Origin of the sequence: Krasilnikovia sp. MM14-A1004, assembly GCF_047159485.1 — a bacterium.
GTDB lineage: Bacteria > Actinomycetota > Actinomycetes > Mycobacteriales > Micromonosporaceae > Actinoplanes.
In genome coordinates this window covers 2,267,197-2,277,500 of sequence record NZ_AP038773.1, presented here as the reverse complement: position 1 = coordinate 2,277,500, position 10,304 = coordinate 2,267,197, and the positions used below count along the sequence as shown (strand labels likewise).

The 10,304-nt window shown below is 72.2% G+C and carries 11 protein-coding genes; 5 read left to right on the top strand and 6 right to left on the bottom strand.

Going from position 1 to position 10,304, the window contains the following annotated elements; translation table 11 throughout:
• Nucleotides 1-17 precede the first annotated feature (17 nt).
• The gene (gene tyrS, locus ACMCNN_RS10410) at nt 18-1,301 is read right to left on the bottom strand and encodes a tyrosine--tRNA ligase (RefSeq protein ID WP_412745975.1); all 1,284 of its coding nucleotides are present in this window, start codon (nt 1,299-1,301) and stop codon (nt 18-20) included.
• A gap of 84 nt (nt 1,302-1,385) precedes the next feature.
• Here tyrS and ACMCNN_RS10405 point away from each other — a divergent pair, with 84 nt between their 5' ends.
• Nucleotides 1,386-2,159, top strand: coding sequence for a polyphosphate kinase 2 family protein (locus tag ACMCNN_RS10405; protein WP_412745974.1), 774 nt, complete (start codon nt 1,386-1,388; stop codon nt 2,157-2,159).
• A gap of 4 nt (nt 2,160-2,163) precedes the next feature.
• Here the strand turns inward: ACMCNN_RS10405 and ACMCNN_RS10400 are convergent, their stop codons facing one another.
• Nucleotides 2,164-2,745: a hypothetical protein gene (locus ACMCNN_RS10400; RefSeq protein WP_412745973.1), complete on the bottom strand. Its 582-nt coding sequence runs from the start codon at nt 2,743-2,745 to the stop codon at nt 2,164-2,166.
• 15 nt (nt 2,746-2,760) lie between these two features.
• Nucleotides 2,761-3,243, bottom strand: coding sequence for a type II toxin-antitoxin system PemK/MazF family toxin (locus ACMCNN_RS10395; protein WP_412745972.1), 483 nt, complete (start codon nt 3,241-3,243; stop codon nt 2,761-2,763).
• A gap of 166 nt (nt 3,244-3,409) precedes the next feature.
• On the opposite strand from ACMCNN_RS10395, the gene ACMCNN_RS10390 reads away from it, so the two are divergent.
• Nucleotides 3,410-4,564, top strand: coding sequence for a type III PLP-dependent enzyme (locus ACMCNN_RS10390; RefSeq protein WP_412745971.1), 1,155 nt, complete (start codon nt 3,410-3,412; stop codon nt 4,562-4,564).
• Entirely contained in the window at nt 4,551-5,150 is a 600-nt protein-coding gene (locus ACMCNN_RS10385; protein ID WP_412745970.1) for a nucleotidyltransferase domain-containing protein, read from the top strand. Before ACMCNN_RS10390 ends, ACMCNN_RS10385 begins: the two co-directional genes overlap by 14 nt.
• Nucleotides 5,151-5,259: 109 nt before the next feature.
• Here the strand turns inward: ACMCNN_RS10385 and ACMCNN_RS10380 are convergent, their stop codons facing one another.
• A complete protein-coding gene (locus tag ACMCNN_RS10380; protein ID WP_412747126.1) occupies nt 5,260-6,057 on the bottom strand; it encodes a CAP domain-containing protein in 798 nt (265 codons plus the stop codon).
• 269 nt (nt 6,058-6,326) lie between these two features.
• A complete protein-coding gene (locus ACMCNN_RS10375) occupies nt 6,327-7,271 on the bottom strand; it encodes an acyl-ACP desaturase (RefSeq protein WP_412745969.1) in 945 nt (314 codons plus the stop codon).
• Nucleotides 7,272-7,459: 188 nt separating this feature from the next.
• Between ACMCNN_RS10375 and ACMCNN_RS10370 the strand changes: the two genes are divergently transcribed.
• The gene (locus tag ACMCNN_RS10370) at nt 7,460-7,975 is read left to right on the top strand and encodes a hypothetical protein (protein ID WP_412745968.1); all 516 of its coding nucleotides are present in this window, start codon (nt 7,460-7,462) and stop codon (nt 7,973-7,975) included.
• A 31-nt stretch (nt 7,976-8,006) separates the two neighbouring features.
• Entirely contained in the window at nt 8,007-8,615 is a 609-nt protein-coding gene (locus ACMCNN_RS10365; protein WP_412745967.1) for a DNA-3-methyladenine glycosylase, read from the top strand.
• Nucleotides 8,616-8,634: 19 nt separating this feature from the next.
• Here ACMCNN_RS10365 and ACMCNN_RS10360 read toward each other — a convergent pair whose 3' ends face one another.
• Entirely contained in the window at nt 8,635-10,302 is a 1,668-nt protein-coding gene (locus ACMCNN_RS10360) for an alkaline phosphatase D family protein (protein WP_412745966.1), read from the bottom strand.
• Nucleotides 10,303-10,304 lie beyond the last annotated feature (2 nt).

Genomic DNA, 10,304 nt, shown 5'->3' with positions numbered 1-10,304 from the left:
CCGGACGTTGACCTACGTCACACCAGTTCCACGCCGGCGAAGGTCCGCTTGCCCCGCCGCAGTACCAGGAACCGGCCGTGCAGCAGCGCGGTGGTCCCGGGCACGGCGTCGCCGTCGGTGACCCGCTCGTTGTTGAGGTACGCCCCGCCCTCGGCGATCGTCCGCCGGGCCTCGTTGGCACTGCTCACCAGACCGGAGTCCTTCAACAGGGTGCCGACCGTGGGCAGCTCACCGCGTACCTGGAGCAGTCCGGCCTCGGCCAGGGCGGCCCGCAGCGTGTCCGCGGACAGCTCGTCGAGCGAGGCCCGGCCGAACAGCGCCTGGCTGGCCATGATCGCCTGCCGTGCCTCCTCGGCGCCGTGCACCAGCGCGGTCATCTCCTCGGCCAGCGCCCGCTGAGCGAGGCGCGCCTGGGGGCGCTCGGCCGTCGCCTTCTCCAGCTCCTCCAGCTCCTCGCGGGGGCGGAAACTGAAGTAGCGCAGGTAGTTGTTGACGTCGCGGTCGTCGGCGTTGACCCAGAATTGGTAGAACGCGTACGGCGAGGTCATCGTGGGATCGAGCCAGGTGGCGCCGCTCTCGGACTTGCCGAACTTGGTGCCGTCGGCCTTGAGCACGAGCGGGGTGGTGAACGCGTGCACCGGCCCGGCGCCGCGACGGCGGACGAAATCCACGCCGGCGGTGATGTTGCCCCACTGGTCGGAGCCGCCGAACTGCAGCGTGCAGCCGTGGCGTACGTGCAGGTGGTAGAAGTCGTTGGCCTGCAGCAACTGGTAGCTGAACTCGGTGAAGCTGATGCCGGTCTCCAGGCGGTTGCGCACCACGTCGCGCGCCAGCATCTTGTTGACGGGGAAGTGCTTGCCGACGTCGCGCAGGAACTCGATGACCGAGGTCGGGCCGGTCCAGTCCAGGTTGTTCACGAGAGTGGCGGCGTTCGCACCGGTGTAGGTGACGAACGGTGACACCTGGGCCCTGATGCGTTCCTGCCAGGCGGCCACCACCTCGGGCGGGTTGAGGGTGCGCTCGCTGGACTCGCGCGGGTCGCCGATCTGGCCGGTGGCGCCGCCGACGAGGATCAGCGGGCGGTGGCCGGCGAGCTGGAGGCGGCGCGCGGTGATCACCTGCATGAGGTTCCCGACGTGCAGGGACGCGGCGCTGGGGTCGAAGCCCACGTAGAACGTGATCGGCGCGCCGTCGAGGTGGCGGCGCAGTTCCTCCGGGTCGGTGGAGTCCTGGATCAGCCCCCGCCAGCGCAGGTCGTCGACGATGGGCTGCACGTTCGTGGGTTCGGCACGGTCGGTCACGTGGCCGATTCTCCCGCACGCCCCACGGGCCCGGACACCGGGTTTCGTTGTACCGGTGGCGGGCTTCGATGTCAGGGTGGAGCCATGAGCCGTCTCGGATCCGCGACACCACCCGTCGAGCTGTCGAAGAAGAAGGCGGTCGCCCGGCTGGTGGCGGCGCAGGAACGCCTGCTGCGGTTGCGCCTGCTCCTCGGTGGCCAGATCGGTGAGAAGCGGATCGGCCCGCCGTTGTGCGTCGTGTTCGAGGGCTGGGACGCCTCGGGCAAGGGCGGGGCGATCAAACGGCTGGTGGCCCCGCTGGACCCGCGGCACGTGCGGGTCTCCCAATTCGCGGCCCCGACGTATGACGAGAAGCGGCATCACTTCCTGTGGCGGTTCTGGCCGCGGCTGCCGGGCTGGGGCGGCATGGCGGTCTTCGACCGGTCCTGGTACGGGCGGGTGCTGGTGGAGCGGGTCGAGGGGTTCGCCTCCCGCGAGCAGTGGACCCGCGCGTACGGGGAGATCGTCGAGTTCGAGCGGACGCTGACCGCCGAGGGCATGATCATCGTGAAGTTCTGGATGCACGTGTCGGCCGCAGAGCAGCTGCGGCGGTTCCAGGACCGGGCCGGTGACCCGCTGCGCACCTGGAAGCTCACCGACGAGGACTGGCGCAACCGGGGCAGGCGACCGCAGTACAAGGCAGCGGTGGCGGAGATGCTCCGGCGGTGCGACCCGCGGTGGGCGCCGTGGCACATCATCGCGGGCGACGACAAGAACTGGGCGCGGTTGGCCGTGGTCGAGACGGTCTGCGCGGCCGTCGAGTCGGAGCTGACGCGGCGCGGGTACGACCTGGAGCAACCGGCCGTGACAGCGGGCTGACCGCTCAGGCGGCGGCACCGATCAGCAGGGGGCCGGGGGCGGGACGGCCGTCGAGCCCGGTGGGATCCACACTCCACGCGGCGGCGACCGTGAGCACGTCACGTTCGGCCACCAGCACCGTCGTCTCCTCGTCCAGCTCCGGGGGCAGGCCCGCGGACCGCTCGGCGGCGTCGGGTTCGCCGAACCAGGAGGTCACCTCGCCGGTCTGCCCGACGTAGCCGAAGGCGCGTACCGGCTGGCCGTCGACCGCGCGCTGCCAGCGGTGCAGCTCGGTGACGCGGTGCGTCGCGAAGAACTGGACCTCGGTGCCGAGCCGCGCGGACAGGCCGGGCGCGTCCACCACGGTGCCGGGGCGCAGCAGCCAGCGGCCGGTGGCCAGCACCCAGGATCCGCCGGCGGCGCCCGGCAGCGGCGGGGTGAGCGCGACCCGGTCGTCGGTGAGGTAGGCGAGGTCGATGCCGTCGCGCCAGGACACCGGGCCGAGGTCGCGCAGTCCGAGGGCCGTCAGCACCCGGCCGGGTTCGGCGTCGCGGACGGCGAGCCATGCCTGTTTTGTGCCGAAACCGACCATCGCCGCCGTCGTCATGCGCCCACGCTATCGTCAGGCCCAGCCGTACTCGCGGCGCAGGCGGTCGGCGACCCGGTCGTAGCGGCCGCGGTCCAGGATCGCGCCCTCGCGGCGGATCCCGTCCTCGTCGACCTCCAGCACCCGGTCCAGCCGGACCCAGCTGGGCCGCGCGGAGGCGTCCCAGTCGCCGGGGCCGAGCGCCAGCCAGCCGCGCTGGCCGTCCCGCTCGCTCTGGCTGGACAGCATCAAACCCAGCAGGGTACGGCCGGAGCGCCCGACCACCAGCACGGGACGGTCCTTGCCCTGGCGCGGATCGTCCTCGTAGGGCACCCAGGTCCAGACGATCTCGCCCGGATCGGCGGCGCCGTCCAGATCGGGGGCGTACTCCAGGCGCCGCCCGCGGCTGGCGGTGGGAACGGATCGCGGCGCAGTCACCGGCGCGGTGCGCGGGGTGGGAGCGCAGCGGCGTGCGGTCCGACGCAGGGCGTCGGCGATGTTCCTGAACAGGCTGACCATCGCCGCACCTTAACGAGTCGGGTACGGACCGGGCGCGCCGCACCGGCGGACAGCCATCGATGATCCATAATCTGCGGGTGCAACCGGATGGCAACCACGTGGCACCGGGTCAGCACCACACGGCGCCGAATGTCTTCAGGTGCGCTGTGACCGGTCCGCGGAGACCATGACGATGTCCCTGTCCATGCTCGAACCGGGCGGCGAGCCCCCGACGCCGTACCTGAGGGTCGATCTCGACGCCGTCAGCGACGCGTACCGCGCGATGCGCGACGCCCTGCCGGAAGCGCGCGTCCACTACGCCATGAAGTGCAACCCGGCCCGGCCGATCCTGAGCCTGCTGCGGGCGCACGGTGCGTCGTTCGAGATCGCCTCCGCGGCGGAGCTGCGTGAACTGCAGGCGATCGGGGTCCCGCCGGCCGACGTGCTGTTCAGCAACCCGGTCAAGGTGGCCGCTCAGGTCCGGCAGGCGTGGGTCGCCGGCGTGCACCGGTTCGCGGCGGACTCCGACGTGGAACTGGACAAGATCGCCGCGATGGCGCCCGGGGCGTCGGTGTACGTGCGGCTGGCGACGGCCGCCGCGGACAGCGCCGTGCACAGCGAGGGCAAGTTCGGTGTGTATCCCGCCGAGGTGGCTCGCCTGCTGCGCGGGGCCCGGGCGCGCGGGCTGCGGCCGTACGGGATCACCTTCCACGTCGGATCGCAGATGACCGATCCGAGCGCGTGGGCCGCCGCGATCGAGCGGTGCGGCGCGGTGATGAACGATCTGCGCGGTGACGGTATCCGGCTCACCATGCTGGACGTGGGCGGCGGCTTCCCGGCCCGCTACGACTCCGACGTGCCGGACCTGCAGACGTACGCGAAACACATCCGGACCGCGATCGAGCAGTACGTGCCGTACCCGGTCGAACTGGTCGTGGAACCGGGCCGCGCGATGGTCGCGGAGTCCGGCGTGATGGTGGCGACCGTGATCGGGCTGGCGCGGCGCGCCGGGGCCCGCTGGGCGCACCTGGACGTGGGCGCGTTCAACGGGTTCATGGAGTCGCTGGAGACCGGGACCGCGCTGAGCTACCCGGTCCGTGACTCGCGCGATTCGGTGCGACGGGACCGGTTCCATCTCACCGGGCCGAGCTGCGACAGCCAGGACACGCTGCGCTACGGCGTGCCGCTCTCGGCGGATCTGGCCGTCGGCGACCGGGTCTACATCCACGTGGCGGGGGCGTACACCACGGCGTACGCGTCGCGGTTCAACGGTTTCGACCTGCCGGGGATCCGGTTCGTGGGCTCCGGGGCCCTCGTAGGCTCGGAGGATGCGGCAGCCTGACATCGAGGCGTGGGCGGCGTGGCATCCGCGGGAGGTCGCGCGGCGGCTGGCCGGGCTGCCCGCGCCGTGGTACGTGGCGGCCGGCTGGGCGATCGACCTGTACGCGGGCGGCGTCCCGCGCGAGCACGAGGATCTGGAGATCGCGGTTCCGGCCGACCGGTTCGCGCTTCTGCCGCCCCTCCTGCCGGAGTGCGACTTCTGGGTGCCGCAGGGCGAGGGGCGGCTGGCGCCGATGAGCGCGCGGACGCTGGCCGGCGAGTCGCACCAGACATGGGCGTACGAGCGGGCGGCGGGCCGGTGGCGGCTGGACGTGTTCCGGGAGCCGCACGACGGCGACCTGTGGATCTGCCGGCGGGCCGAGGACCGGATCCGGCGGCCGTACGCGGAGATCATCCGGCACACCGGGGACGGGATCCCGTACCTGACGCCCGAGGTGGCCCTGCTGTTCAAGGCGAAGGCGGCCCGCCCCAAGGACGAGCGGGACCTGGCCCGGGCCCTGCCGCTGATGACCGCTGCGCAGCGGGGATGGCTGCGCGACGCGCTGGACCTCGTCCATCCGGGCCACCCGTGGCGGGAGGCCTGCTGAGGTCAGCCGCGCGGGCGCTTCGGCCCGCTCGGACGGGTACGGCGGGTGGGGCGGCTCGGCCGCGGCGGGCGTTTGGGGCCGACCGGGCGGGCCGGGCCGAACGGGCGGCTCATTTGACGAAGTCCTGGGTCATCCACGTGATGCCCTTGGCGTCGCGGACGACGCTGAGGCCGATGCGGCGGAAGTCGTTGCTGAGCAGGTTCCGGCGGTGCCCGTCGTTGGGCGGGACCTCGGCCAGCATGCTGTCGGTCAGCCCGTTGGCGGCGTCGACGATGGCGGAGTCGCTCGCGCCGGACGACCCGAAGCCGATGTTCTCCCCGGCCGCCGTCCAGGACACTCCCTGGGCGCTGAAGCGCTTGCCGATGCCGCCCTCGCCCTGGCACTGGTGCTTCAGCCCGCACCCGTTGATCATCAGCTGGTTGTGCAGCGCGGACGCCTTCGATAGGTCGTCGTCCAACGTGTACGCGGGCAGGCCCTTGTCGGCGCGGGCCGCGTTGATGTGCGACAGCACCTGATCGAGGATCCCGCCGCTGGTCTGCGGCACCCTGCCCACACTGGCCGCCCGCCGCGCAGCCGTACGTGTGGCCTTGGGTTTGGCCGGGACCGTCGCGCTCGTCTCGGACGGGGTGGGGGTGGCCTTGGCCGCGCTCGCGCTCGGGCCGGCGCTCGGGGTGGGAGCGGTGGTGGTGCCGTCGGCCGGCGCCGCCAGCAGGGCGGCGTCGGCGGCCGGCGGTTGCGCGCCCTCGCCGGCGGGGTCGGCGGCGGGGGCGACGTAGCTGTCGGCGACGCGGGTCTGCGTCGCGTCGGCGGCGTGCTGGTGCAGGCCGGCCATGGTGAAGCCGACGCCGATCACCACCGCCGTCGTGCCGGCAACGAGGGTGTAGCGCAGTCGCAGGGTTTCGGACATCGACACGGGCTCTGTCGCTCCTCGATCCTCAGTCGGCCGCGTGGGGTGCGGCCGTGCACCGTGGGGCCACGGGCGCACCGACTATGCCGGGCGGCCCGAGCGGGGCGGCCGCAACTTAGAAGCGCTTAAGGATCGACTCAGCGAGAGATAAGTTCGCGCCGCCCGCCACCGGTGGGTCAACGGCTCGGTGATGCAGCGGTCGCTGTCCGCTACCGGGCTGAGCATGCACAGAGGACGTGAGCAGGGACGTTTGGCGGACGGGACATGCACTAACGGGTGGGCTGCGACTCCTTGCGGGCGTTGGCCCTGTCGCGCATCTCGGTGAACCGGGTCGCGGCCCCGTCCAGGTCGGCGAGGAACGCGGCCAGCTCCTCGCGGGCCGCCTCGCCGTCACCGGACAGCCCGGTACGGTCCATGACGCGCAGCTGGCGCAGGACCGGCATGATCACCTCGTCGTGGTGGATCCGCAGGTCGTAGATGCCCGCCTTGGCGATCTGTACGGATTTGCGGCGGAAGTTCTCGATGCCGTGCCCCGGCATCTGGAACGCCTTGACCACGCCGCACACGGCCCGCATCGCTTCGTTGGGCGCCAGCTCGAACGCCGCGCCGAGCAGGTTCCGGTAGAACAGCATGTGCAGGTTCTCGTCCTGGGCGACGCGGGCCAGCAGCTGCTCGCACACCGGGTCCTCGCTGATCCGGCCGGTGTTGCGGTGCGCCACCCGGGTCGCCAGCTCCTGGAACGACACGTAGCTGATCGACGGCAGCACGCCCAGGTGCTCGGTGGTGAAGCCGTTCTCCATGTGCGTCATCCGGGCGCGCTCCAGCGCCACCGGGTCGACGGCGCGGGTGGTCAGCAGGTAGTCCCGGATCGCGATCCCGTGCCGGCCCTCCTCCGCCGTCCACCGGTGCACCCAGGTCCCCCAGGCCCCGTCCCGGCCGAACAGCGAGGCGATCTCGTGGTGGTAGCTGGGCAGGTTGTCCTCGGTCAGCAGATTCACGATCAGCGACGTACGGGCGACGTCAGACAGCTTGGACTGGCCCGGCTCCCACGCCTGGCCGCCGAGCACACCGTCGAAGTCGGTGCCCTCGCTCCAGGGCACGTACTCGTGGGGGAACCACTCCTTGGCCGTGCCCAGGTGGCGGTTGAGGTTGGCCTCCACCACGGGCTCCAGCTCGGTCAGCAGGGCGAGTTCGGAGAGGGGTTCGGTCGTCACACGTCCTCCAGGCTGCTCGTTCTTCGGTTCCGCCGGCTACGGCACCGTAGGTTACGGTAGCGTAGGTTCGGCGTTTCGTCTTCTGGGCCGGCGTGCCGCCGTGTGCCACATGGCGTTCCGCCCGGTGCCGGTGACCGGTATAGCGTCGACGGCGAAGGCATGCAGGGAGCGTGTCGGAGGAGCGTCACATGACAGACGATGACGCCGGCTCGTCGGCGCGGCGGGCGCCCGCGAGCGCGCAGCCCGCTTCGGGCGGCAGGGCGGAAACGATGGCCCTCCAGGGCCTGGCGAACCGGTTCGTCCGGGGCATGCTCCGGCTCCCGCTGCTGTCGCGAGTGGCCGGCCGGCGGCTGATCACGCTGTATCTGGTGGGACGCAAGTCGGGCAGGCGATACACGGTGCCGGTCGCGTACACCCGGCACGAGGGGGCGCTGCTGATCGGGTCACCGTTCGCCTGGGGCCGCAACCTGCGGACCGGCGTGCCGGTGGAGGTCCGCTTCCAGGGTCGGCGTCGCCTGGCCGACGTGCACGTGCTGACCGACGAGGCGGGGGTGGTCGAGCACTACGCCGTGATCGCGCGGGACAACCACAACTTCGCCCGGTTCAACAAGATCCGAATCGATCAGGACGGCAATCCGGATCCCGACGACCTGCGCTCCGCCTGGGCGGCGGGGGCCAGGGTCTTCCGGCTGACGCTGCGCTGAGCGCCCGCATCGGGTGTGGTTGGCTGGACGGATGACGTACACCTGGCTCGACGCGCCCGCCGAGGCGGTCGCGGAGACCGCCCGCGACCTGCTGGGCTGGCTGGTCAGCGCCAACGGCGTCACGGCGCGGCTGACCGAGGTCGAGGCGTACAGCGGGCTCGGAGCGGACCCGGCCAGCCACGCCCACCGCGGGCCCACCGCCCGCAACGCCGCGATGTTCGGCCCGGCGGGACGGCTCTACCTGTACCGGATCTACGGCATGCACTCGTGCGTGAACGTCGTCTGCGGGCCCGAGGGGCAGGCGTCGGCCGTCCTGCTGCGCGCCGCCGAGGTGGTCGACGGGCTGGCTACGGCCCGGGCCCGGCGGCCCGCGGCGCGGTCGGATCACGATCTCGCCGCGGGCCCGGCCAAGCTCGTGCAGGTGCTGGCGCTCGATCCCTCCGCCTACGGGACGTCGGTGGTCGACGGCAGCGGCCCGATGACGATGACGCCGCCGCCCGAACCCGTGGCGCCCGAGCTGATCGAGGCGGGGCCACGGGTCGGGGTCACCTCCGCGCACGAGGTGCCGTGGCGGTTCTGGATCAAGGGGGATCCGACGGTCAGCGTGTACCGCCGGCACGTCCCCGGGGGCCGCCGGTAGGGGCCCCCGGGGACCGGGCTCACGCGTACGGAGACGAGCGGCGCTTGGTGGTCGGTGCGGACTCCTTGCGGATCTTCGACGAGCCGGTGCCCACGGACCAGCCCGCGACCCAGCGGGTGGCGCTGTCGCGGCGGGTGCGGTCGGCCAGGTGGTACCAGTCCATCCGGCACCGGTCCGTGGTCACCTCGAACACGCCGTACCCGTGGCCGTCCAGCTCGGTCCACTTGACGTGCGGGTTGGTGCCCCGGATCAGGTCGGCGGCCAGCAGGCTGAGCGGCCCGCCCGGCGAGGTGTGCAGGAAGTCGTTGAGGTTGTCGCTGGTCACCGACGGGACGACGAACTCCGCGGCGGCCGGGTTGTTGGGCCCGGTGTCCTTGGTGGTCAGTTCGCTGGCCCAGGAGGTGTGGATGTCGCCGGTGAGGAAGACGACGTTGCCGGTGTGGTGCGCGCGCAGCGAGTCGACCAGGCGCTCGCGGTCGGCGTTGTAGCCGTCCCACTGGTCGGCGTTGAGCACGATGCCGTTCTCGGGGATGCCGAGCAGCTTCGCGATCGGGCCGAGCAGCCACGCGGGCAGGGTCGCCAGGTCCACGCGGGCGATCATCACCGGGTTGCCGACGATCTTCCACTTGGCGGTGGAGTTGTTCAGGCCGTCGATCAGCCACTGCAACTGGTCGGTGCCCGCGATGGTGCGGCTGGGGTCGTCCACGTCGGTGCCGTTGGACTGCTTCGAGCGGTACGTGCGCAGGTCCAGCATCGACAGTTCGAACAGGTTGCCGTAGCGCAGGCGGCGGTAGATGTGGCCGTCGGCGGCGAGGCGGACCGGCATCCACTCGGCGTACGCCTGGCGGGCCGCGGCGACCCGGGCCGCGAAGTTGCCCTCCGTACCGGGGGTGTGGTTCTCGGCGCCGCCGCTCCACATGTCGTTGGCGACCTCGTGGTCGTCCCAGGTGATGATCCACGGGACGGAGGCGTGCAGGGCCTGCAGGTCCGGGTCGGTCTTGTGCAGGGCGTGCCGGATCCGGTAGTCCTCCAGCGTCAGGGTCTCGTGCGTCGGCTCGGTGCGCCGTACCACCGTGCCGCCCGCGTCGAACTCACCCGTGCCGTACTCGTAGATGTAGTCGCCCAGGTGCACGACCAGGTTGAGGTCGCCGCGCTCGGCCAGGTGTCGGTAGGCCGCGAAGTAGCCCGACTCCCAGCTGGCACACGACACCACGCCCATGCGCAGCCGGCTGATGGCCGCGTCAGCGGCCGGAGCCGTCATCGTGCGTGCGGTGCCGGACCAGGTGCCGGAGAGCCCGAAGCGGTACCAGTACGTGGTGGCCGGGGCCAGGCCGGCGACATCGACCTTGACGGTGTGGTCGCGCTCGGGCCCGGTGGCGACCTGCCCGGACGCCACCAGGGTGGCGAACGACGGGTCGGCCGCGACCTGCCAGTCGAGGGTGACGGCGGGCCCCACGCCCGAGCCGGGGAGGGAGTCGGGGGTCGGGGTGACCCTGGTCCAGAGCAGGATGCCGCCGGGCAGCGGGTCGCCCGAGGCGATGCCGTGCTGGAAGACGGAGGCGGAAGCGGCGGATGCGGCGGCGGGCCGGGTGGCGGCGGCGACGACGCCCGCACCGGCGGACAGGCCGGCGACGCGCAGGACGGTACGGCGGTCGACCGTGCGGTCCGCGCCGGGAATGACAGTCATGA

Bases quoted from the DNA above. Each gene is read 5' to 3' on its own strand.
- ACMCNN_RS10360 (WP_412745966.1), bottom strand. From the start codon at position 10,302: ATGACTGTCATTCCCGGCGCGGACCGCACGGTCGACCGCCGTACCGTC.
- ACMCNN_RS10400 (WP_412745973.1), bottom strand. From the start codon at position 2,745: ATGACGACGGCGGCGATGGTCGGTTTCGGCACAAAACAGGCATGGCTC.
- ACMCNN_RS10395 (WP_412745972.1), bottom strand. From the start codon at position 3,243: ATGGTCAGCCTGTTCAGGAACATCGCCGACGCCCTGCGTCGGACCGCA.
- ACMCNN_RS10385 (WP_412745970.1), top strand. From the start codon at position 4,551: ATGCGGCAGCCTGACATCGAGGCGTGGGCGGCGTGGCATCCGCGGGAG.
- ACMCNN_RS10405 (WP_412745974.1), top strand. From the start codon at position 1,386: ATGAGCCGTCTCGGATCCGCGACACCACCCGTCGAGCTGTCGAAGAAG.
- ACMCNN_RS10380 (WP_412747126.1), bottom strand. From the start codon at position 6,057: ATGTCCGAAACCCTGCGACTGCGCTACACCCTCGTTGCCGGCACGACG.
- ACMCNN_RS10370 (WP_412745968.1), top strand. From the start codon at position 7,460: ATGACAGACGATGACGCCGGCTCGTCGGCGCGGCGGGCGCCCGCGAGC.
- ACMCNN_RS10365 (WP_412745967.1), top strand. From the start codon at position 8,007: ATGACGTACACCTGGCTCGACGCGCCCGCCGAGGCGGTCGCGGAGACC.
- ACMCNN_RS10390 (WP_412745971.1), top strand. From the start codon at position 3,410: ATGACGATGTCCCTGTCCATGCTCGAACCGGGCGGCGAGCCCCCGACG.